Source organism: Actinomadura luteofluorescens, assembly GCF_013409365.1.
Lineage (GTDB): Bacteria > Actinomycetota > Actinomycetes > Streptosporangiales > Streptosporangiaceae > Spirillospora > Spirillospora luteofluorescens.
Map to the genome: position 1 here is coordinate 5,946,403 of NZ_JACCBA010000001.1, position 21,545 is coordinate 5,967,947.

Here is a 21,545-nt window from a genome sequence, read left to right on the forward strand (position 1 = left end):
CGTTCACAAAGTCCAGGCCGTAGGGGCAAGGAGCCAGCGCGGGTGTCAGAGGATGTCTGTACAAATGTGTTCGTGACGGAATGGGGCGAGGAGGCGCTGGCGCGGTTGCGGGCGGCCGCGCACCGGGGGTTCGGGGACGCCGACCTGCTCCAGGGGCGTCCGCTTGGTCCCGTGCTCCAGTACGCCGGGGACGTGCTCGTCGCCGCCCTGGAGCAGGGACGTGACGTGCGGTCCCTCGCCCTCGCGTGCCTGGACGAGCTGAACGGGCGCGCTCTGCCCGGCGACGCCGAGCTCGCGGACGAGGTCGCCGCCGCGCTCGGGGTGCGGGCGCCGACCGGGCTGGTTCCGCTTCCCGTCGACCTCGGGGCGGTGGCCGCGGCGATGCAGGACGGGTGCCAGGTGCTCGATCCCGAGCGCGGGGACGTGCTCCCGGCCGGTGAGGCGGACGGGCTGCCGGTCCCGCCGGGCGTCCTGCCCGAGGGGGAGGACGCCCGGCGCGGAGCGGCGCGGGCGTGGCTCGCGGGGCAGGGTTTCCGGCCCGCTCCGCGGAGCCTCTAGGATCCGGGGCGCACCAGCGGGAACGGGATCGTCTCGCGGATGCTGCGGCCGGTCAGCGTGATCAGCAGCCGGTCGATGCCCATGCCCATGCCCCCGGCGGGCGGCATCGCGTACTCCAGGGCGCGCAGGAAGTCCTCGTCGAGCTCCATGGCCTCCGGGTCGCCGCCCGCGGCCTGCAGCGACTGCTCGGTCAGCCGCTGCCGCTGGAGGATCGGGTCGATCAGCTCGGAGTAGGCGGTGCCGAGTTCGAGGCCGAAGATGATGAGGTCCCACTTCTCGGCCAGCCGCGCGTCGTCGCGGTGGGGGCGGGTCAGCGGGGACGTCTCGGCCGGGTAGTCCCGGACGAACGTCGGCGCCGCCAGCTTCTCCTCGACGAGCGCCTCGAACAGCTCCTGGACGACCTTGCCCTGCCCCCACTGCGGGTCGGCGTTCAGCCCCGCCCGCTCGGCGAAGGCGTGGACCCGTTCGGGTGAGGTGCCGGGGGTGATCTCCTCGCCGAGCGCCTTGGACACCGACTCGTAGACGGTGATCTCCTGCCACGGCTCGGCGAGGTCGTACTCGACGCCGTCCCGGACGACGACCGTGGTGCCGAGGGCGGCGCGGGCCGCGTCCACGACGAGGGAGCGGGTCAGCTCGGCCATCGTGTCGTAGTCGCCGTAGGGCTCGTAGGCCTCCAGCATCGTGAACTCGGGGTTGTGCCGCGGTGAGACGCCCTCGTTGCGGAAGCTGCGGTTCAGCTCGAAGACGCGGCCGGCGCCGCCGACGAGGAGGCGCTTGAGGTACAGCTCGGGCGCGATCCGCAGGTAGAGCTGCATGTTGTAGGCGTTGATGCGGGTGGTGAACGGGCGGGCGGTGGCGCCGCCGTGCACCGGCTGGAGCATCGGCGTCTCGACCTCCAGGTAGCCGCGGGCGCGCAGGCCGTCCCGGACGGCGGCGACGGCGTCGCCGCGCATCCGCAGCATCCGGCGGGAGTCGTCGTTGACGATGAAGTCGACGTACCGCTGCCGGACGCGGGCCTCCGGGTCCGACAGCCCGGAACTCTTGTTCGGCAAGGGGCGCAGGCACTTGGAGGCGAGCGTCCACGAGGACGCGAGGACCGACAGCTCCCCGCGCCGGGACGTCACGACCTCGCCCCGGACACCGACCTGGTCGCCGAGGTCGAGGAGCGACTTCCAGCGGCGCAGCGAGTCCTCGCCGAGGGCGTCGGCGGTCAGCATGATCTGGAGGTCGCCGGTCTCGTCCCGCAGCGTGACGAAGATCAGCCGGCCGTGCTCGCGGGCGAGGACGACGCGCCCCGCGATCGCGACGGTGTCGCCGGTGCGGGTGTCGGGGGCGAGGCCGGCGTGCCGCTCCCGGATGCCGGAGGCGACGTCGGTGCGCTCGCAGCCGAGCGCGTACGGCTCCATCCCGGCGGCGCGGATCTGGTCGAGCTTGGCGTGCCGGACCCGCTCCTGCTCCGACAGCCGGCGCTGCGGGGCGCGGGCCGCCTCCGCGGCCTCCTCGATCTCCTTGATCCTGTCGACGAGGTCGTCGGAGGGGACCATCGCGGCGGCCCGGTCCAGCTTGGGGCGGTTCAGGCTCGGCAGGAACCCCTCGGCGCGGGCGTAGGCGAGGCCCAGCCGGACGAGGTGCCGCCCGTGCTCGTAGCAGATGAAGCGGGGACGCCACTCGGGCATGTACTTGGCGTTCGACAGGTAAAGCGACTCCAGCTGCCAGAACTTCGACGCGAACGACAGGAACCGGTAGTAGAGCCGGGCGACGGGGCCCGCGCCGATCTGGGAGCCGCGCTCGAACGCCGAGCGCAGCATCGCGAAGTTCAGCGACAGCTGCTGGGCGCCGACGGCGGCGGCCTTCTCGGCGAGCTTGGCGACCATGTACTCGTTGAGGCCGTTCTCGGCGAGCCGGTCGCGGCGCATCAGGTCCAGCGACAGCCCGGCCCGCCCCCACGGGACGAAGCTGAGGAGGCCGCGCAGCTCGCCGTGCGCGTCGAACGCCTCGACCATGACGCAGCGCCCGTCGGTGGGGTCGCCGAGCCGGCCGAGCGCCATGGAGAACCCGCGTTCGGTCTCCTCGCCGCGCCAGGCGTCGGCGCTGCGGATGAGCTTGGCCATCTCCCAGCCGGGGATCTGCGAGTGGCGGCGGATCCGCACGGTGTACCCGGCCCGCTCGACGCGCCGGACGGCCTGGCGGACCTGCCGCATCTCCCGTCCGTCCAGGTTGAAGTCGGTGAGGTCGACGACGGCCTCGTCGCCGAGTTCCAGCGCGTCGAAGCCGTGCCGCTTGTAGATGCGGGCGGCGCGCTCCCCGACGCTGACGGCGCCGGGGATCCAGGCGTGCGCGCGGCACTCGCCGAGCCACGCCTCGATCGCCTGGTCCCACGACTCGGGGTCGCCGAGCGGGTCGCCGCTGGCCAGCGAGACCGAACCCTCCACCCGGTAGGCGATGGCCGCCTTACCGTTCGGCGCGACGATGACGTCCTTGTCGCGGCGCAGCGCGAAGTAGCCGAGGGAGTCCTGGTCGCCGTACTCGGCGAGCAGCGCGCGCGCCGCGAGCTCCTCCGGGGGGCTGAGGACGGGGTCGCGCCGCCCCGGCCTGAACAGCGCCCAGAACGTGGCGATCAGCAGTCCGGTGCCGAGCACCCACAGGATCACGTCCACCCAGAACGGCACCGACACGTCGATCGGCTTGCCGGTGACGCGCGGCCCGAGGACGGTCTGGGAGATCGCGTAGAGCGGGTGCGTCCAGAAGTCGCCGCGGGAGTTGCGGTCGGTCACGGTGACCAGGAACGTCCCGATCCCGCAGGTCACGACCAGGAGGCTGGTGAACACGACGGTGGCCAGGCGGCGGTTGCCCCGGTCGGGCAGGGTGGTGAACTGGCCGCGCGCGGAGATCAGCAGGCCGAGCACCGCCAGGTACACGGCGGCGGTGACGATCAGGCCGACGGGGGTGGGCCTGTCCGGGTTGAACAGCGTCGTCAGGACGGCGGTGACGCCGAGCGCGGTGGGGAGGCAGAAGATCAGGACGAGGATCCGCCACGCGGCCTTCTTGCGCCGCCGCACGCCCATCGACAACAGGATCCACAGCAGGCCGATCGGGACGCTCGGGAACCAGCCGAGATAACCGATCCATCGCAACGCCCAGATATCGGCTATCTCAAGGATGAGACCATAGGAGACCCATGCGAGCAGCGACAGGATCCCGGAGAGTCGGGTGTACCAGAAGAAGATCGTCGGCGCGGCCTGGATCAGCCGCCCCCACTCGCCCCGCAGGCCGCGCTGCTGGCCCTGCTCGGTCATGGTCCCCTTTCTACCGGGTCGCACGTCGATCACGCCCTTGCCCCCGTGTTCCCGTCCGGCGGCGAACCGCATGGTGATCTCGGGCGTCGTACGGGTAGGGGGATGTGGCTTGCACTCTCAGTCCAAGGTTGTCAGCAAAAGTCGATATGGTCGCGGATATGCCAAATGAACCCACCGGTGAGCGGTTGCTCGCCCGCCGCTACCGCCTGGTGACCCAGGTCGGCCGAGGCGGTATGGGGACGGTCTGGCAGGCGCACGATGAGGTCCTCGGTCGTGACGTTGCGGTGAAGGAGGTCATCCTCCCGCATGGTCTCACCGATGAGGAACGCGCCGTGCACCACAAGCGCACGTTCCGTGAGGCCCGCACCGCGGCCCGGCTCAGCCACCCCGGCGTCGTCGCCGTCTACGACGTCGTCGAGGAGGACGACCGCCCCTGGATCATCATGGAGCTCATCAGGGCGCGCTCCCTGGACCAGGTGATCAAGGCGGAGGGGCCGATGGAGGCCCGCCGCGCCGCGGAGATCGCCCGGCAGATGCTCGCCGCGCTGCACGCCGCCCACGAGGCCGGGGTGCTGCACCGCGACGTCAAGCCGAGCAACGTGCTGATCACCGGCACGGGGCGGATGGGCGAGCGCGCCGTGCTCACCGACTTCGGCATCGCGACCGCCTCGGGCGACGCCACCCTCACCCAGACCGGGCTCGTCATGGGCTCGCCCGCCTACATCGCGCCGGAGCGGGCCCGCGGCCGCGTCGCCGGGCCGGCCTCCGACCTGTGGTCGCTGGGCGTCACCCTCTACGCGATGCTGCACGGCAAGTCGCCGTTCGAGCGTCCCGAGCCGATGGCCGCGCTGGTCGCGGTGATCTCCGACGAGCCCGACCCGCCGGAGAAGGGCGGCCGGCTCGTCCCGGTCATCGAGGGCCTGCTGCGCAAGAACCCCGACCAGCGGATGGACGCGATCGAGGCCGGCCGGATGCTGGACGAGATCGTCCGGCAGGAGACCGTCGACACCCAGCGGACGATGGCCGTCGAGTACCCGGTGGAGGAGTCCCCGGGCACGCAGACGACCATGCCGGAGGCCCCCGAGGAGGCGCCGCGCCCAGCGGACGCGGGAGCCCGCCCCGACCAGCTGACCAGCTTCGACCTCCCGATGGGGAAGCCGAGCGCGCGCGAGTCCGCGAACCCCGCGGAGACCGCGCCCGACCCCGACCGGGTCCGCTCGTGGCGGCCCGGCCCCGGCACCCAGCCCGCCGGGCGGGTCACGGTTCCGAGCGGGGGGCCCGAGCCCGGACCCGACACCCACTTCCCGCCGACCACCCACCACCCGTCCGCCGGGCGTCCCGCGCTCGCCTCCAACCGCAACGTGCTGATCATCGCGGGGGTGGTGCTGCTGGTCATCCTGGTCGTCGCGGGGATCGCGCTGGCCAGCAGCGGCGGCGACGGCGACGACGGGAAGGGCGCGAAGAAGAGCGCGTCGACGCCGCCGGCCACGGGAAAGGCGTCCTCGTCCTCCCCGGTCAACTCCAAGGCACCGAGCCCGGCCGTCCCCGCCGGGTTCAGGACGCACAAGGACCGCAGCGGCTACTCCGTCCAGGTCCCGGAGGAGTGGAAGGGGCCCGAGCGCAAGAACGGCGGCGACTTCTTCTACGCGCCCGGCCGCAAGACCTACATCCAGATCGACCAGACCGATGACCCCGGCCCGAGCGCCATCGACGACTGGCGGCGGCAGGAGCGGGGCGGCTCCGGCTGGCCCGGCTACGAGAAGCTCAAGATCGCGGCGACCGGGGACCACCCGCCGGTGCCCGACACCGGGAACGGCGACAAGTCAGCGGACTGGGAGTTCACCTACGACGGCGACGGAGGCCGGGTGCACATCCTCAACCGCGGGTTCGTGACGAAGGGGCACGGCTACGCGATCCTGCTGCGGGCCCCCGCCGGCGACTGGGACGAGACGTACTCCGAGCTCCAGCCTGTCTACCGGTCCTTCAAGCCCGCGGACGCCTGATGGACGGGCGGCTGCTGGCCGGTCGGTACCGGCTCGAATCGGTCGTCGGGCGCGGGGGCATGGGCACCGTGTGGCGCGCCACCGACGAGACCCTCGACCGCGAGGTCGCGGTCAAGGAGGTCGTGCTGCCCGCCGGCCTGAGCGACGAGGAGCGCGAGAACCGGCACCGCCGGACGCTGCGCGAGGCCCGCGCCTCGGCCAGGCTGAACCATCCGGGCGTCGTGACCGTACACGACGTCGTGGACGAGGACGGCCGGCCGTGGATCGTCATGGAGCTGGTGCGCGCCCGCTCCCTGCAGGAGGTCGTGGAGGAGGACGGCCCGCTGCCGCCCGGCCGGGTCGCGACCATCGGCGCGCAGATCGCGGGCGCGCTGCGGGCGGCGCACGCGATCGGCGTCCTGCACCGCGACGTCAAGCCGGCGAACGTGCTGGTCACCGGCGACGACCGGGCCGTGCTCACCGACTTCGGCATCGCGCAGGTGGCGGGCGACGCCACCCTCACCGGCACCGGGCTGATCATGGGGTCGCCCGCGTACATGTCGCCGGAGCGGGTGAACGGCGACCCGGCGATCCCCGCGTCCGACCTGTGGGCGCTCGGCGCCACCCTGTACGCGGCGTCGGAGGGCAGGGCGCCGCACCACCGCAGCGACGCGATGGCGGTCCTCGCCGCCGTGATGACGCAGGACGTCCCGCCGCCGAAGAACGCGGGTCCGCTGGCGCCCGTCCTCACCGGGCTGCTGGAGCGCGACCCGGTGCGGCGGATGACCGGGGACCGGGCCGAGGCGGCGCTCAGGGCGGTCGCCTCCGGGCACGCCGCGGACGCGGCCGCAGCGCAGATCGCCGCGAACGAGGCCGCGGCCGCGGCCGCCGGGGCCACCTGGACCGCGACGCTCCCGTCCGGCGGGTCGGCCTCCGCGGCGCAGTCGTCCGCGTACACGCAGGCCTCCGTCCAGGTGCCCGTCCCGCCCGAGTCGACGGAGCACTACCCGCCCGGAATGGGCACGCAGTGGACGCAGGGGCACACGCCGGCGTCTTCGCGGAAGAAGTCCCCGGTCCTGCCGGTCCTCGCCGGCGTCGTCGTGGCGGTGGCGGTCCTGGCGGTCGCCGGGTTCGCCCTCTGGCCGGAGGGCTCCTCGGGCGGCGGTCCGAAGACGTCGCAGCCGCCGCAGGCCGCCGGGCACACGACACCGACGGGGCAGACGAAGCCGACGACGCCGTCGGACGACCCCGCGCCCCGGCCGAGTTCGAGCGAGCCGCAGATCCCCGCGGGGCTCGTCCCCGCGCGCGGGCCCGGCTACACGATCGCGGTCCCGCGCGGATGGCGGCGCTCGGTGCAGGGCAACAGCGTCGTCTGGACCGACCCCGCGTCCAGCGCCTACGTGCAGGTCGACCGGACGGTGTGGACCGGCGACCCCTACGAGCACTGGGTCACCTGGGAGCGGGAGGCGATCGCCGACGGCAAGCTCAAGGACTTCCAGCGCATCGGACAGATCACCCGCACGACCGTCGCCGGGCACCCCGCGGCCGACATCGAGTTCACCTGGTCCCGCTCGGGCGGCACGCGCGCGAAGGACCGTGGCGTGATGGTGAACGGTCAGCCCTACGCCGTCGTGGTGGCGGTACCCACCTCCCACTGGATCGAGAACATGACACTCGTGAACAATGTGCTCGACACGTTCCAGCCCTCCGGGGTGGGATGACCAGTGGGGGGACCTTCTAGAGATGGCACAGGCACGTCTGCTCGGTAACCGCTACCGGCTCGACTCAGTGGTCGGCCGAGGCGGCATGGGCACCGTGTGGCGGGCCGTCGACATCATGCTGGACCGCGAGGTCGCGGTGAAGGAGGTCGTGCTTCCGCCCGGGCTGAGCGAGGCCGAGCGCGCCGTCCTGTACGAGCGGACGTTCCGCGAGGCCCGCGCGTCGGCGCGGCTGAACCACTCCGGGGTGGTGACGGTCCACGACGTCGTCGAGGAGTCGGACCGGCCCTGGATCGTGATGGAGCTGGTCCTCGCCCCGTCGCTGCAGGACATCATCGAGCGCGGCACGCTGGAGCACCGCCGCGTCGCCGACATCGGGCTGCAGATGCTCGGCGCGCTCCAGCACGCCCACCAGAAGGGCATCCTGCACCGCGACGTCAAGCCGAGCAACGTGCTGGTCACCGACGCGGGGCGGGCCGTGCTCACCGACTTCGGCATCGCGCAGATGGAGGGCGACTCGACCCTCACCCAGACGGGCCTGGTGATGGGGTCGCCCGCCTACATCGCGCCGGAGCGGGTCCAGGGCGAGCGCGCCGTCCCCGCCTCCGACCTCTGGGCGCTCGGCGCGACGCTGTACGCGGCCGTGGAGGGCCGTTCCCCCTACGAGCGGTCCGACGCGATGTCGTCGCTGCAGGCCGCGCTGACCGAGCCCGTGCCGCCCGCGCGGAACGCGGGGCCGCTCGGCCGGGTGCTGGAGGGGCTGCTCGCGCGCGAGCCGGTCGGCCGGATGACGGCGGTGCAGGCGCTGCCGCTGCTCACGCAGGTCGCGGCGATGCCGCAGCCGTCCCCGCCGCGGCCTCCCGCGCCGCTGCTCCCGAACGAGACGCTGGCGGACGAGCCGTCCGTCCGCTACCTGCCCGAGACCGCTTCGAGGACCGTCCTCGACCCCGAGGACCTCGACCCGGTCACGCGCCGCGACGTGGGGACGGGCGCCCGCAGCGACCCCGGCGCCCGAGACGAGCCCGAACCGGTGACCCGCCGCGACCCGGGACGGTTCCAGGACCGCGGCGCCTCGCACCGCCCTCCGCCGAGTCTCACGCCGGCCCCCGCGCCGTCCCCTCCCCGGCCTGATCCGGAGCCGCGCACGATGCTGGAGAGCGAGTGGGTGCCGCCGCCCCCGTCCCAGCACCCGTCCGTGCAGCCCGTACAGCCGGTGCAGCCCGTGCAGCACCCGTCCGTGCGGCAGCCGCATCCGAGCCTTCCGCCGCAGACGCCTCCGCCCTGGGAGCAGCCGCAGCAGTACGCGAACTGGCAGCAGCCTCCGCCGCCGCCCGTCCACGACCGGCCCGCCGGTGGCCGGGAGCGCCGCAGGACGGTGCTGTTCGTCACGGTCGCGGTCGTCCTCGTCGTGGCGGCGGTGCTGCTGGGCGCGTTCATCCTGCGCGGCAAGGTGGGGAGCGGCGCGCTGGGCGGCGCGCCCGGTCAGCCGGCGGCGAGGCCGCTGATCTGCGCCCCGGCGGCGGTGACGGAGGGCTGCTCGGAGACCACGTCCGTCATCACCATGTAGGGCAGGGTCAGCCCCGGCGGCGCCGCCGGGGTGAAGGTCACCGGGATGCCCAGCAGCTTGGCCGACATCTTCGTCGTGTACATGACGACGTCGCCGGTGAGCGTGAGACCGTCGGTCCGGGTTCGCGCGGTGGCGCCGCCGTGCGCGGCCGTCTGGTCGACGTTCTTCAGGACGGCCTTGGACATGCTGAACTTCAGCGCCTTCACCGTCCCGCCCGCCGAGGGTAGGGACGCGACGCCGTCGTAGCTGAGCCCCGACATCGTCAGCGAGTCGGCGCGCAGCGTCCCGGCGTCGGTGTAGACGCGCGGCCCGGTGCCCGCGTCCTTGGCCGGGGTGGGCGTCGCCGTCGGGGTGGGCGTCGCGGTCGGCGTGGGCGTGACGCTGGGTGAGGGCGTAGCGGAGGGCGTGGCGGAGGGTGTGGGCGTGGCGGAGGGCGTGGCGGAGGGCGTGGGCGTGGCGGAGGGCGTGGCGGTGGGTGCCGCCGCCGCGGCGGTGCCGGGCTGCGCGGACGGCGTCGCCGGGGGCGCGGGCGTCGAGGCGGCGGACGGCGACGGGGAGGGCGTGGGGGCGAGCAGGTGGAACCCCAGGAGGGCGGGGATCGCCAGGGCCGTGAGCCGCCCGCCGCGCGGCGCCGCGTGCGCCCCGCGGCCGTCCCGCGGCGCCGCGTCCGGCCGGGGCCCGTCGGGTGCGGGCGACCAGGCGAAGCCGAGCGCTCCGCCGAGCAGGCCCAGGAGCATCCCGACGAGGAACCCGCCGAAGTTGGACGTGAGGAACGACGCCAGCGACAGCAGGACCGCGAGGATGCCGTAGAAGCTGCGTTGGGCGGGTTGCAGCCACATCAGCGCGCCCGCGGTGACGAGCAGCGCGCCGATGAGCCAGCTCGCCACCCCGGCCAGGCCCTGGTGGACGACGAGCGGCATCGGGGCCAGCGGGATCGCGACCAGTTCGACGCCGCCGAGGACGGCGAACACGCCTCCCCAGAAGGGGCGTGTCCGCCGCCAGCGGCGGAACCCGTGCGGCGCGCGGGAGGCGGATGGGTCGGTGAAGGTCATGGCCTCAGAAGCACTCGGCGCCGAGCTTCATGCTGAGGTCGTTCAGCTTGAAGGTGCCGGCGGTGGTCGCCCACGCGACCTGCTTGACGTTGCGGAGCTCGATCGAGGACGCCTGCTGCCCGAACATGCCCGCCGGGCCCTGCGCGCCGCCGGGGCCCTTGTCCAGCGTGCTCGCGTCCCGGCCGATCTCGATGTTGGAGAACGTGGCGTCGGCGTTGAGCTGCTCCACGTCCAGGACGAGGTCGCTCGCCTCGACGGGCTTGGCGCCGGTGCCCGCGGTGAGCCGCAGGGTGAAGGGGCCGACCTTCACCGACTGGCACATGTCGCGGATCTGCGCGGACCTGATGGCGGAGACCTGCACGGGGTGCTTGGCGCCGTCCTTGCTCGCGTCGACCCCGCCGTACTGGACGAAGCCCTGCCCGCTCAGCGAGTCGGCGCTGACCTTGAAGCTGCCGCCGGAGACGGCGAAGGAGGAGGCGATCGCGCCCTGCGCGGTCATGAAGACCAGGGCGCCCGCGCCGATCGCGGCGGGGGCGGCGATCGCGGCGAACCGCTTCCAGCGGACGCGGCCGAGCGCGGCGTCGGACGAGGGGGACATGGGGGCCTCCGGGGGGTTCGTGGTCCGGTGGGGACCGCGGTGACGCTGGTCACTGGTGTGACGCAGAGTGCAAGTTACCCCCAAGTACTTACTTGCGACAAACCGGACAGACGACCTCAAAGGTAAAAGATTCCGGTTCGCTGACCTGCAAGATCATGTTCTCGCGGTGCCGTCCGGCCCGGGCGGCCGCGGAGCGCGGAACGGCTACATTAAGTAGTCACTGATGGATGCGGGAACCCCGCCCCCGCAGGGGATGCGGAGGGGTTCAGCCGCCCGCGGCCAGGGTGTCGAGCGCCGTCCTCAGATCGGCGACATGGGCGTCCAGCTCGTCGGCGGGCTCACCGGCCCGCAGCCGGGCGACGTCGGCCTCGATGCGCGCGACCCGCTGGTCGAGGGCCGCCAGCAGCCGGTCGCATCCCGCCGGGGCGGCGCCGCCCTCGCCCTCCTCCCGCGTCTGGCGCAGCAGCCGGGCCTGCTGCTGGAGTTGCTGGTTGCGCCGGTGCAGCTCCACGAACACCGACACCTTCGCGCGCAGCAGCCACGGGTCGAACGGCTTGGTGAGGTAGTCGACCGCGCCCGCGGCGTAGCCCCGGAACGCCTGCTCGCCGGTGTTGCCGCCCGCGGTGAGGAAGATGATCGGGACGTCCCGGGTGCGCGGCCGGGCCTTGATGTGCTCGGCCGTCTCGAACCCGTCCATGTCCGGCATCACGACATCGAGCAGGATCAGCGCGAAGTCGTCGTTCAGCAGCTCCTTCAGGGCGGCCTGGCCGGAGGTGACCGGCACGACCTCGACCGGCAGCGCGTCGAGCACGGCCGCGAGGGCGGTGAGGTTCTCCTCGCGGTCGTCGACGGCCAGAATCCTCGCGTCGTGCGGCACCGGACTCCCTCACGTCGGTGACGGCCTGCGCCGTCCACCCTGTCATGGTCCTGCGGGCGACAACAGTGAATCCCCGCAGAGTAAAATTTCTAGGGCAGCCAGCCCGGTTTGACCAGCCCCGACTCGTAGGCGAACACCACGAGCTGCGCCCGGTCCCGCGCCCCGAGCTTCACCATCGTGCGGCTGACGTGCGTTTTCGCCGTGGCGGGGCTCACCACGAGCCGGGCCGCGATCTCCTCGTTCGACAGTCCCTCGCCGACCAGCGCCATGACCTCCCGCTCCCGGTCGGTGAGCGCGTTCAGCCGCGGCGAGGGCGCGGGCTCCTTCGCCCGCGCGGCGAACTCGGCGATCAGCCGCCGGGTGACGCCGGGCGAGAGCAGCGCGTCCCCGTCCGCGACGGCGCGGACGGCGTGGATCAGCTCCACCGGCTCGGTGTCCTTGACCAGGAACCCGCTCGCCCCGCCGCGCAGCGCCTCGAACACGTACTCGTCGAGCTCGAACGTGGTGAGGATCACGATGCGCACGCCGTCCAGCCGCTCGTCGGAGGCGATCCGCCGGGTCGCCTCCAGGCCGTCCAGGCCGGGCATGCGGATGTCCATCAGGATGACGTCGGGGCGCAGCCGGCGGGCCTGCGCCACCGCCTCCTCGCCGTCGCCCGCCTCCCCGGCGACCTCGATGCCCGGCTGCGCGTCCAGCAGCGCCCGGAACCCGGCCCGCACCAGCACCTGGTCGTCGGCCAGCACCACCTTGATCATCGCGCACCCTCCTGCGGCCCGGCCGTCCCGGCGTCCAGCGGCAGCCGCGCCCGCACGGCGAACCCGCCGCCCGGCCGGGGCCCGGCGTCGAACGCGCCGCCGAGCGCCGCGGCCCGCTCGCGCATGCCGCGGATACCGCTGCCGCCCGGCCGGTCGTCCAGCGGGGACGCGCCCCGGCCGTCGTCCTCGACCTCCACCACGATCTCGTGCTCACCGTAGGCGATGCGGACCCGCGCCGTCACCGGGCCGGGCCCGGCATGGCGGGTCACGTTGGTCAGCGACTCCTGCACGATCCGGAACGCGGCCAGGTCGGCCCCGGCGGGCAGCGGCCGCCGCTCCCCGGTGATCTCGGTCTCGACCTCCAGCCCCGCGGACCGCGCCCGCGCGAGCAGGTCCTCCAGCCCGTCCAGCCCGGCGGTCGGGGCGCGGGGCGCGGTCTCGCCCTGCGCCCGCAGCGCGCCGATCACCCCGCGCATCTCGGTGAGCGCCTCCTTGCTGGCGTCCTTGATGGCGGCGAGCGCCGTCCTGGCCTGCTCGGGGTTCTCGTCCAGCAGGTGCAGCGCCACGCCCGCCTGCACGTTGATCATCGAGATGTTGTGCGCGAGGACGTCGTGCAGTTCGCGGGCCATCCGCAGCCGCTCCTCGCTGGCCTGGCGGCGCTCCTCCTCGGCGCGCGTGCGGGCGCTCTCGGCGGCGCGCTGCGCGCGCATCCGGATCAGCTCCGCGGTGACCAGCACCACCAGCGCCCAGCCGACCACGAAGGCCGACCCGCCGAGCGTCGGCTCCTCCACCGGGAACGGGCCGCCCTGGCCGCGCTCGGCGGCCGGGACGCCGATCAGCGCGGTGAGCCCGAAGAACGCGGCGAGGCCGAGGCCCGTCCCCGCCCAGACCAGCAGCCGGTGCCCGGCGAAGACGGCGGCCATCATCGCGACGACCAGCGCCAGCGGCGCCGGGCCGTAGGTGTAGGCGCGCAGGAAGTACAGGGCGGTCACCGCCGCGGTGGAGCACACCGTGAACACCGGGTACCGGCGCCGGAACAGAAGCAGGACGGGCCCGGCGAGGAGCAGCGCGAAGCCGAGCCCGTCCAGGTCCGTGTGCCCGAGCGAGTCGCTCCCGTGCTCCCAGGGCGGGCCTCCGGGCCGCCCTCCCGACGACCGGTCGCTCTGCGCCCCCAGCGAGCCGCCCACCTGGATGACCGCGACCAGCAGCGGGACGATCCACACCGGCCACGCGGCGGGCCGCGGCCAACGCGGCGGCGAAGAGCTCATTCCTGCACGTTAAGTCATGGGCCCGCGGCGCCACGTCGCCCCCGGGGAGTCACCGCGCCTACTCCGCGGGAGGTATCCGGAGCCGGGCCCCCAGCCACGCCAGGGCGGGCGTTATCTCTGATGCGGCCGCGGGGGAGCCGTCCACCAGGGACGCCTCGACGCGCATCGGCGGGCGCGCCAGCGCGGCGAACCGCCGGGCCTGCTCGTCGCCCTTCCCTGCCGCGACCAGCACCGCCACCGGGGGCGGCGGGACGTTCTGGAGCCGCCACAGCAGGTCGTTGCCGAGGCGGTAGCGTTCGCTGCCGCCGTAGAGGTCGCCGTCCGGCGCACCGAACCCGCCGCCGAGGCTCGCGGCGGCGGCGAACCGGTCGGAGCGCAGCATCGCGAGCCGCGCCGCGCACCACCCGCCGTCGCCCGTCCCCGCCACGGCCCACCCCTCGCGGGCCTCCGTCACCCGGTACTGCGAGGCCAGGGCCTCCGGAAGGTCCTGCGTGAGGTAGGTCTCGCCGAGGGTGGCGTGCCGTCCCGGAACGTCCATGCAGTCGGCGGGGCCGTGGAGCCGCACCATCGCGTACACCATCGGCTGCGTTCTCCCGGCGGCTCTGGGCAGGTCGGCGTCCCGCAGCAAGTCCGTGGGAGCGCCGTCGCCCATGAGGACGACCACGGGCAGCCGCTCGGCCCGCTGGAAGTAGCGCGGCGGGAGGTAGACGTACGCCTCGGCGTCCATGCCGCTGCGTGCGCCGTGGATCGCCAGGCGGTCGACCCGTCCGTCCTTGGCGGGGTCCGGCTTGTGGCCCGCCCGTCCAGGGACGAGCCCGGTCTCGGTGCGCTCCACGAGCCGTCCCGCCGCGCGCTGCGGCTGGACGTGCTGGACCTGGAGGTGCGCGGGATCATTGCCGAGCAGGTCGCTCCACGTCGCGTAGAACACGAAGTACCGGTTGGCCAGCAGCACGACCGACGCGGTGAGCGCGGCCTGCGCGGCCACCAGGAGCCCGGAGCGCGCCAGCACGGCCCGGAAGCCCGTTACCGCGAGCCGCCGCCACAGGACGACGGTCGCGACCGCGAAGCCCAGCGCCAGCAGGCACACCGGGCCGATGAGGGCGGCGCTCACTGGTTCCATGTCAGCTCACCGGTTCCATGTCAGCTCACTGGTTCCATGTCACTCGCCCCGCAGCCGCGCGCTCAGCCACCGGATGGACGGCGGGATGTACTTGCGGAACGTCTTGAAGTTGTGGCCGCCGCTGCGCAGCAGCACCTTGTCCACGACCAGCGGAGGGCGCGCCGCTCTCATGAACCGCTGCGCCGACGGGAACGTCTTCTCGCCCGTGTCCGCCGACGCCACCAGGATCGACACCGGCGGCGCGGGAAGGTGCCGCAGCCGCCAGACCAGGTCGTCGCCCATCCGCACGGCCCGGCTCCCGCCGTACAGGTCGCGGGTCGTCGGATCCATCAGCGCGTCGAAGTGCCCGGCCATGCTGACGGCGGCGGAGAACCGGTCGGAGTGGAGCATCGCCAGCTTCGCGGCGCAGAACCCGCCGGTGGAGTACCCGGCGAGCGCCCATCCGTCCCGGCCACGCGGCACCCGGTAGGTCTCGGCGACCGCCTCGGGGACGTCCTGGGCGAAGAACGTCTCGACCTGGGGCCCGCCGGGCACGTCGGCGCACTCGGTGTCCCAGCCCCGCACCACGGTCGGCCGCATCATCACGTAGATCATCGGCTGGATCCGCCCCCGCGCCTGCGCCCGCGCCGCGTCCTCGGGGACGTGCCCCTGGTGGATCCACACGAGCCGGTCGGCCGCCGGGTACCCGGCCAGCAGGATCACCACCGGGAAGCGGCGGGCGGCGTGGGCGCGCTGGAAGTACTGCGGCGGCAGGTACACGTACGCCTGCGACGACAGGCCCGTCCGGACGCCGCGGATGTCGAGGCGCTCGACCTGGCCGTCCTTCGCCGGGACGTGCTCGGCGCGCGGTCCGGGGTCCAGGCCCGCCTGCACCGTCCGCACGACCCTCGTCGCGGCGGCCGCGTTCCCTCCGGCCGGCCGGTGCGCCTGGGCGCCTCCGCCGGCGGCGCTCAGCAGGTCCGTCCACGACCCGTAGAACAGGTAGTGCGCGTTCAGGGCCGTGACCAGCGCGAGCAGGACGGATAACTGGCAGCCCAGCAGCATCAGCGCGCGGGCTCCCACGGCGCGCGGTCCGGGCGCCGCGGCACGCGGCCAGGCGCGCACGGTCGCGGCCATGCAGCCGAAGGCCAGCAGGAAGAGCAGGCTCAGCGTCCCCGCGCTCGTGAGTCCCACGCATCTACTACGACCGAGGGGCGGAAAAAGTTCAGCGCGTCCAGCGGACGGGAAGGTGCGCGAACCCGTGCCGGGCGCTCGACCGCAGCATCACCGGCTCGCCCGCCGGACGCGGCAGGCCGGGCCGCTGGAGCAGCGCGGCGAGCAGCGCGCGCAGGTGCACCCGCGCGAGCCGCGCGCCCAGGCAGGCGCGGTGGCCGAACCCGAAGCACAGATGGGGCGGGGCGTCCCCCAGGAACCGGTCGGGGACGAAGCGCCCCGGCTCGGTGAACACCCCGTCATCGTGGTTCGCGGAGACCAGCCACAGCATGACCTCCTCGCCCGCGAGCAGCGGCACGTCGGCCACGACCGTGTCGCGCTGCACCGTGCGCCGGACGTTCAGGACCGGCGTCCACCAGCGCAGCATCTCCTCGACCGCGCTGTCGAGGAGCCGCTCGTCCCACCGCCCCTCGCGGAGCCGGGCGTATTCGGCGGGGTGGCGCAGCAGCGCGTGCAGGCCGCCGGCGAGGGTGTTGCGCAGCGTCTCGGGGAGGTCGCGGGCGACGTCGCGGACGAAGTCGACCTTCTCCCGCGGCGGGATCCGCGCGAGCATCGCCTCCACCGGGGGGTCCATGTCGATCAGCGCGGCCTCGCCCGGCGGCTCGTCCGCGCTCAGCGGCCCGTGCACGACGCCGTCCACCTGCGGGGAGAACAGCTCGGGATGCGCGAGCGCGTACCGGACGTCGTGGTGGCGCAGCACGGCCCAGGCGCCCGGCCGTCCCGCCGTGCGCCCGTCCAGCCACACCACCGGCGTCCGCGTCCGGAGCCGTTCGAGCCTGTCGTGGGGGACCCCGCGCGCGTAGGCGTCCGGGCAGTCGAGAACCCCCGTGTCGGAGATGGGCGGCGTGCCTCGCCGTTGAGGCATGGGAACCTCCTCTACCAGGCAGACGCTAACGCGTTACGGTCGCCCGTTGAAGGGCCAGGTTCGGCCGTCCCCGCCGAGAATCCCGCCGAAACGCGCGGCGGCTATCCCGCGAGCCACTCTCCGGTCTCCACGCTGACCAGACCGTGCCGGGCGGCCTCGATCACCGCCTCGCGCTGCGAGTGCACCCCCAGCTTGCTGAGCACGCTCTGGACGTGGCTGCGCGCCGTGCTGCGCGTCACGCCCATCGCCCGGGCGAGCGTCTGCGTGGACTCGCCGCGCGCCAGCCGGGTCAGCACCTCGCGTTCCCGGGGCGTGAGGAACCGGGCGAATCTGCGCGCCTGGTCGCGTCCCCGGGCGTCACCGCGGCGGATCTCCTGGTCGACGACGATCTCGTCGTCCGCGACGCGGCGCAGCACGGCGAGGATGTCGCCGGCCTGCTGCCCCTTGTGCGCGAACCCGCGGACGCCGGCCGCGAGGCCCGCCTCCAGCACGGGCCGCTCCAGGAATCCGGTCAGCACCACGAACCTCGTCCGCGGGGACGAGCCGCGCAGCCGCGGCATCCATTCGAGCGCGGTGCCGGACGGGAAGTGCAGGTCGATGAGGCACAGGTCGGGCTGCCCGGCCCGGAGCACGGGCAGCGCCTCGGCGGGGGAGTAGGTCACGTCCACGACGCTGTGCCCGGCGTTCGCCAGCACCAGGGACAGCGACTCGGCGAAGACCGCGTGGTCGTCGCAGATCACCATCCTCATGGGTAGGGCCGCCAGTCGTCCGAGCAGGCGTCGGCGAGGGCGTCGGCCGCGCGGTCCTCCGGGGGCGGCGCCGCGGGCAGCAGCATGCGGACGCGCGCGCCGCCCATCGCGCTGGTGCGGATCTCCAGGCTGCCGCCGTACCCGGAGATGAGGTCGTGCACGATGCCGAGCCCCAAGGACGCCAGGCCGGGCCGGGCCGGTCCTCGCCCCGCCGGTGCCCCCAGGCCCGCGCCGAACCCCGGGCCGTCGTCGTCGACCTGGATGACGAGCCGGCCCTGCGCGGCCTCGACCTGCACGTCCACGCGTCCCTCCGCGACGCGGCACGCGTTCTCCAGGACGTTCCGTACCGCGCGCCATAACGACACCGGGTCCATGTGCGCCCACGCCTCTTCGGCGGTGAGGCGTATCTCGTGCGGGGTGACGAGCCGCATCCCGGTGACGACCTCGGCGGTGAGGTCGTCCACCCGGATCCGCTCGGGGGCGGGCGCCGGGCGGTCGTCGTCCTCGTCGAGCCGGCGCAGCAGGTGGTCGAGCCACCGCGTCTCGCCGAGCAGCTGGTCGATGCGGGCCCGGCTGGTCTCGCCGACGTCGTCCGCGACGGCGACGGCCGAGGCCAGCATGATGATCGTGCCGAGTTCGTGGCGGATGTCGTGCCGCAGCCGCCTGCGCCACAGCTGCCGCCCGCCGCGGTCGGACGCCCCCGTCCGGTCGCGGTGTTCGTGACGCACGCCCTCCCGGACGCCCGTGCCCGCGAGCGCCCGCGCGCCCGCGGCAGTGTCCGCTCGGGAAGATCGAGCCCGCCCGTTGTTCATGACGACCACCGCCCGCTATTCCAGCACCCCAGCCGACGATCGCCCGGCGGCCCGGCGGATGTCCAGTGGAGCGTCCGCGATATGTACCTTTTGTCCAGAAGCGGTCATTGCCCGGCAGAGCGTAAACTCGATCTGTTTCCGGGCGTCTCCACCGGCCTATCAAGACCATGCACATATCGCTTTCATGCTGACGGCGTAGCCGCTTTACGCACTCCGGCGGGTGCGCCGGCGGGGCCGGAGAGCGACAGTCTGGACATGCCGACTGTCACATTTATCGGACATGCGGGGGTGTCGGTGGACGCGGCCGCGTTCCATCTGCTCGCGGACCCGTGGCTCGCTCCAACCGGGGCCTTTCTCGGCGCCTGGCACCAGTACCCGAGAAACGATCATCTGGATCTCGCTCCGTTGCTCGACGCGGACTGGGTGGCGGTCTCGCACGAGCATCTCGACCATTTCGACCCGTGGGTCATCGAGCGCCTTCCCGTGCGGACCCGGATCCTCATTCCGTGTTATCCCGGACCCGCCTTCCGGGAACGCATCACGGCCGCCGCGGGCGGGCGTCAGGTAATCGAAATACGGCCGTGGGAGAAATTCACGCTCGACAATCGCGGCTCCTGGATCACCGTCATTCCGGAACTGTCGCCCATGTGCCATGACGCCGCCTTTCTGATCGTGGCCGACGGCCGCGCGATCCTGCACTGCAACGACGCCAGGCTCACCGCCGCGCAGGCCCGCCGGGCCAAGCACATGGCGGGAGGCCGGCTCGACCTGATGGCGCTCCAGACGTCCGGGGCGTCCTGGCACCCGATCTGCTACGAGTACTCCGCCGCCGAGATGGCCGAGGTCTCGGCGGCCAAGCGCGTCTCCAAGCTGCGCGCGGCGCAGCGGCTCGTCCGGCAGACCGAGCCCGTGCTGGCGGCCCCGTTCGCCGGGCCGCCGTGCTTCCTGGACGCCGAGGTCGAGCACCTCAACAGGGTGCTCGACCAGGCGGACGGTGCGTTCTGCGACCCGGAGGTCGCCACCGGCTGGCTGCGCGAGCATCTGCCGGGGCAGCGCTGGGAGTGCTTCAAGCCGGGCGACGCCGTCGACCTGGACACCGGGGAGATCACCCGTGACCCGGTCTCGGCGGAGTTCTCCTTCGCCGACGACGCCCGGGCCGGCTACCTCAGGCGGTACGCCGCCGACCGGGCCGGCGCCATCGCCGGCGTGCTGGCGGAGCACCCCGAGCCGGGCCCGGACCTGTTCGACCGGTTCACCGCCCACTTCGCGCGCCTCGGCGGGCTCAGCGACTACTTCCTCCGGCGGATCTCGATGATCGTCCGGTTCGACGTCACCGGTCCGAACGGCGGCTGCTGGGACGTCGACTTCTCGCCCGGCGGCCTCACCGTGGCGCAGGCCTCCCCGGACGTCCGCCCGCACTACCGGATCACCACCGCGGCCCGCTGGCTGGACGGCGTGCTGACGGGCCGGATGGCGTGGGAGGACCTGCTCATCTCGTTCCGGCTCAGCCTCTACCGCGACCCCGACGTCTACAACGACCACCTGGTCGGGCTGCTCAAGCACGCGAACGCGCCGGCGCTGAACGCCGTCGAGGCGTACGAGACCGGACGGGACGAGAGCGAGCGCATCGTCGTCGCCGACGCCGGCGCCCGCTACGACATCCCGCGCTACTGCCCGCACGCCGGTGAGGACCTGTCGGTCGGGGCGGTCGTCCGGGACGGGCAGATCCACTGCCTGGCCCACAACTTCGCCTTCGACCTCGCCACCGGCGAGTGCCTCAACGCCCGCGCCGCCAACCTCACCAGCCGAGCCCTCTGACCGCGCCGCGGGGGGCGCCCCGGGGGCGCGGGGGACGGGGCGGGGGACGGGGTGGGGCTGCACAGGATCACAAAGGCGTTACAAAGGGTTAGAAACGGGCAGTTCCGGAACAGAGGAAAGATCACTGCATGTTAAGTTCTTGACCTGCTCGTTCGGGGGTTTCAAAGGGGTGCGCGGTTGAACCGCAGGAAGCTCGGCCTGGTGGCCGTCGCGTTGATTCTGGCCGTCGGTGTGATGGAGGTCCTGGCCCTGAGGCTCGGATCGCTGGAGTTCCAGGTTCCGTCGAAGTCGCGGCATCCGGCCGTCGCCGACCAGCCCGGCGGGAACTGACCTCCGCGCCCGTCCCGGTCTCTCAGCGCGCCGTGTTGCGCGCCCGCATGAGGCTCTGCAGGTCGGGATGGGCGCCGCCGGAGGCGTCCGTGAGGGTGGGGCAGGCCCACTTCTCCTGGTGTCCCCAGGAGTAGGAGATCTCCAGCGGCGGCCGCGGCGCGAGCCGGTCCCAGCGCGCGAGGATCGCGCGGAACTGGGCCCGCGTCGGCAGCCAGTACTGCTTGTCGCCCTCGGTGCAGCCCTGCCCGAACGTCTGCAGCACGGGCGCGACCTTGGCACGCGGGATGCCGGCGGCGTCCGCCATCCGGACCATCCGGTCGATCGCCCCGATGTCGCAGTGCTCGCGGGCCTTCGGGGAGCCCTTGCAGGGGTAGGGGTCCAGGCCGACGAGGTCGACGCCGACGCGCCGCGGCGTGAGCGGTCCCATCGGCCAGTCGGTCAGCGAGATGAACGAGACCTGCCCGGGCGCGTTCCGCTCGATGTAGCGGGCGCGGCGGCGGATCTCGCCGGCGACCTCCGGGCAGTCGCCGGTGTTCGGCTCGTCCGACAGGTACCACCCGTACACCTTCGGGTCGTGCCCGAACCGCCGGACGGCGCGCTGGAACTCGTCCCAGCCGAGCTGGAAGTCGCCGCAGGTGAAGTTTCCGACCCACAGCAGCGCCCGCATCCCGGCGGGGACCCCGGCGACGAGCGACGGGTCCGCCTCGACGTCCACCAGGTCATAGCCGAGCTCCCGGAGCCGCGGATAGTCCGACGGCCGGGTGTTCAGCGCGATCCGGCGGGTCTGCCCGGGCCCGGTCGCGGGCGTCCCCGGCGTGGCGGACGGCCCCCGGTACGGCCGCTGGTCCGGCGCCCGCCGGTGCAGGTGGAAGAGGAATCCGGCCGCCAGCACGACCGCCGTGGCGACGGCCGCGATCTTGAATCGGGCGTCCTGGACGTCCATCCCGCGTCACTCCCCGGAGGCGATG

At 73.5% G+C, this 21,545-nt stretch carries 18 protein-coding genes; 6 read left to right on the forward strand and 12 right to left on the reverse strand.

What is annotated here, in order from left to right:
* The first annotated feature begins 72 nt into the window (after positions 1-72).
* Positions 73-558, forward strand: a complete 486-nt coding sequence (locus BJY14_RS27665; RefSeq protein ID WP_179846271.1) for a hypothetical protein — start codon at positions 73-75, stop codon at positions 556-558.
* On the opposite strand, the gene lysX is transcribed toward BJY14_RS27665, so the two are convergent.
* Complete coding sequence (gene lysX, locus BJY14_RS27670; protein ID WP_179846272.1) at positions 555-3,854, reverse strand: bifunctional lysylphosphatidylglycerol synthetase/lysine--tRNA ligase LysX; 3,300 nt, start codon at positions 3,852-3,854, stop codon at positions 555-557. The two genes, BJY14_RS27665 and lysX, sit on opposite strands and share 4 nt — an antisense overlap.
* 158 nt (positions 3,855-4,012) lie before the next feature.
* Between lysX and BJY14_RS27675 the strand changes: the two genes are divergently transcribed.
* The 3 genes from BJY14_RS27675 to BJY14_RS27685 are packed head-to-tail and all read left to right on the forward strand — an operon-like array spanning position 4,013 to position 9,121.
* Positions 4,013-5,857: a serine/threonine-protein kinase gene (locus BJY14_RS27675; RefSeq protein ID WP_179846273.1), complete on the forward strand. Its 1,845-nt coding sequence runs from the start codon at positions 4,013-4,015 to the stop codon at positions 5,855-5,857.
* A complete protein-coding gene (locus BJY14_RS27680) occupies positions 5,857-7,557 on the forward strand; it encodes a serine/threonine-protein kinase (RefSeq protein ID WP_179846274.1) in 1,701 nt (566 codons plus the stop codon). The genes BJY14_RS27675 and BJY14_RS27680 overlap by 1 nt, the downstream gene beginning before the upstream one ends.
* A 22-nt stretch (positions 7,558-7,579) precedes the next feature.
* Complete coding sequence (locus tag BJY14_RS27685; RefSeq protein WP_179846275.1) at positions 7,580-9,121, forward strand: serine/threonine-protein kinase; 1,542 nt, start codon at positions 7,580-7,582, stop codon at positions 9,119-9,121.
* On the opposite strand, the gene BJY14_RS27690 is transcribed toward BJY14_RS27685, so the two are convergent.
* The 10 genes from BJY14_RS27690 to BJY14_RS47380 all read right to left on the reverse strand — a co-directional run bounded on the left by BJY14_RS27690 (position 9,037) and on the right by BJY14_RS47380 (position 18,345).
* The gene (locus BJY14_RS27690) at positions 9,037-10,173 is read right to left on the reverse strand and encodes a DUF6114 domain-containing protein (RefSeq protein ID WP_179846276.1); all 1,137 of its coding nucleotides are present in this window, start codon (positions 10,171-10,173) and stop codon (positions 9,037-9,039) included. The two genes, BJY14_RS27685 and BJY14_RS27690, sit on opposite strands and share 85 nt — an antisense overlap.
* Positions 10,174-10,177: 4 nt before the next feature.
* Positions 10,178-10,771 (reverse strand): DUF6230 family protein, encoded by a 594-nt coding sequence (locus tag BJY14_RS27695; protein WP_179846277.1) that lies wholly within the window; start codon positions 10,769-10,771, stop codon positions 10,178-10,180.
* Positions 10,772-11,036: 265 nt separating this feature from the next.
* The gene (locus BJY14_RS27700; RefSeq protein WP_179846278.1) at positions 11,037-11,648 is read right to left on the reverse strand and encodes a response regulator; all 612 of its coding nucleotides are present in this window, start codon (positions 11,646-11,648) and stop codon (positions 11,037-11,039) included.
* Positions 11,649-11,737: 89 nt separating this feature from the next.
* A complete protein-coding gene (locus tag BJY14_RS27705; protein ID WP_179846279.1) occupies positions 11,738-12,403 on the reverse strand; it encodes a response regulator in 666 nt (221 codons plus the stop codon).
* Positions 12,400-13,671: a sensor histidine kinase gene (locus BJY14_RS27710; RefSeq protein WP_179846280.1), complete on the reverse strand. Its 1,272-nt coding sequence runs from the start codon at positions 13,669-13,671 to the stop codon at positions 12,400-12,402. Before BJY14_RS27710 ends, BJY14_RS27705 begins: the two co-directional genes overlap by 4 nt.
* A gap of 58 nt (positions 13,672-13,729) precedes the next feature.
* On the reverse strand, positions 13,730-14,791 hold the full coding sequence (locus BJY14_RS27715) for an alpha/beta hydrolase (RefSeq protein ID WP_179846281.1): 1,062 nt from the start codon (positions 14,789-14,791) through the stop codon (positions 13,730-13,732).
* Positions 14,792-14,830: 39 nt separating this feature from the next.
* Complete coding sequence (locus BJY14_RS27720) at positions 14,831-15,964, reverse strand: alpha/beta hydrolase (RefSeq protein ID WP_179846282.1); 1,134 nt, start codon at positions 15,962-15,964, stop codon at positions 14,831-14,833.
* A gap of 31 nt (positions 15,965-15,995) precedes the next feature.
* Positions 15,996-16,868, reverse strand: a complete 873-nt coding sequence (locus BJY14_RS27725) for a cytochrome P450 (RefSeq protein ID WP_179846283.1) — start codon at positions 16,866-16,868, stop codon at positions 15,996-15,998.
* Positions 16,869-16,969: 101 nt separating this feature from the next.
* Positions 16,970-17,617, reverse strand: a complete 648-nt coding sequence (locus BJY14_RS27730; RefSeq protein WP_179846284.1) for a response regulator transcription factor — start codon at positions 17,615-17,617, stop codon at positions 16,970-16,972.
* On the reverse strand, positions 17,614-18,345 hold the full coding sequence (locus tag BJY14_RS47380) for a sensor histidine kinase (protein ID WP_179846285.1): 732 nt from the start codon (positions 18,343-18,345) through the stop codon (positions 17,614-17,616). Before BJY14_RS47380 ends, BJY14_RS27730 begins: the two co-directional genes overlap by 4 nt.
* A 339-nt stretch (positions 18,346-18,684) precedes the next feature.
* Here BJY14_RS47380 and BJY14_RS27740 point away from each other — a divergent pair, with 339 nt between their 5' ends.
* Complete coding sequence (locus BJY14_RS27740) at positions 18,685-20,247, forward strand: Rieske 2Fe-2S domain-containing protein (RefSeq protein WP_218905605.1); 1,563 nt, start codon at positions 18,685-18,687, stop codon at positions 20,245-20,247.
* A 177-nt stretch (positions 20,248-20,424) separates the two neighbouring features.
* Positions 20,425-20,577, forward strand: a complete 153-nt coding sequence (locus BJY14_RS27745; protein ID WP_179278664.1) for a hypothetical protein — start codon at positions 20,425-20,427, stop codon at positions 20,575-20,577.
* A 22-nt stretch (positions 20,578-20,599) separates the two neighbouring features.
* Here the strand turns inward: BJY14_RS27745 and BJY14_RS27750 are convergent, their stop codons facing one another.
* Positions 20,600-21,520 (reverse strand): hypothetical protein, encoded by a 921-nt coding sequence (locus BJY14_RS27750; RefSeq protein ID WP_179846286.1) that lies wholly within the window; start codon positions 21,518-21,520, stop codon positions 20,600-20,602.
* Positions 21,521-21,545: the final 25 nt, after the last annotated feature.

Coding starts and splice junctions, on each gene's coding strand:
- BJY14_RS27690 (WP_179846276.1), bottom strand. CDS start 10,173: ATGACCTTCACCGACCCATCCGCCTCCCGCGCGCCGCACGGGTTCCGC.
- BJY14_RS27710 (WP_179846280.1), bottom strand. CDS start 13,671: ATGAGCTCTTCGCCGCCGCGTTGGCCGCGGCCCGCCGCGTGGCCGGTG.
- BJY14_RS27715 (WP_179846281.1), bottom strand. CDS start 14,791: ATGGAACCAGTGAGCGCCGCCCTCATCGGCCCGGTGTGCCTGCTGGCG.
- BJY14_RS27740 (WP_218905605.1), top strand. CDS start 18,685: ATGCCGACTGTCACATTTATCGGACATGCGGGGGTGTCGGTGGACGCG.
- BJY14_RS27675 (WP_179846273.1), top strand. CDS start 4,013: ATGCCAAATGAACCCACCGGTGAGCGGTTGCTCGCCCGCCGCTACCGC.
- BJY14_RS27705 (WP_179846279.1), bottom strand. CDS start 12,403: ATGATCAAGGTGGTGCTGGCCGACGACCAGGTGCTGGTGCGGGCCGGG.
- BJY14_RS27750 (WP_179846286.1), bottom strand. CDS start 21,520: ATGGACGTCCAGGACGCCCGATTCAAGATCGCGGCCGTCGCCACGGCG.
- BJY14_RS27730 (WP_179846284.1), bottom strand. CDS start 17,617: ATGAGGATGGTGATCTGCGACGACCACGCGGTCTTCGCCGAGTCGCTG.
- lysX (WP_179846272.1), bottom strand. CDS start 3,854: ATGACCGAGCAGGGCCAGCAGCGCGGCCTGCGGGGCGAGTGGGGGCGG.
- BJY14_RS27685 (WP_179846275.1), top strand. CDS start 7,580: ATGGCACAGGCACGTCTGCTCGGTAACCGCTACCGGCTCGACTCAGTG.
- BJY14_RS27695 (WP_179846277.1), bottom strand. CDS start 10,771: ATGTCCCCCTCGTCCGACGCCGCGCTCGGCCGCGTCCGCTGGAAGCGG.
- BJY14_RS27680 (WP_179846274.1), top strand. CDS start 5,857: ATGGACGGGCGGCTGCTGGCCGGTCGGTACCGGCTCGAATCGGTCGTC.
- BJY14_RS27725 (WP_179846283.1), bottom strand. CDS start 16,868: ATGCCTCAACGGCGAGGCACGCCGCCCATCTCCGACACGGGGGTTCTC.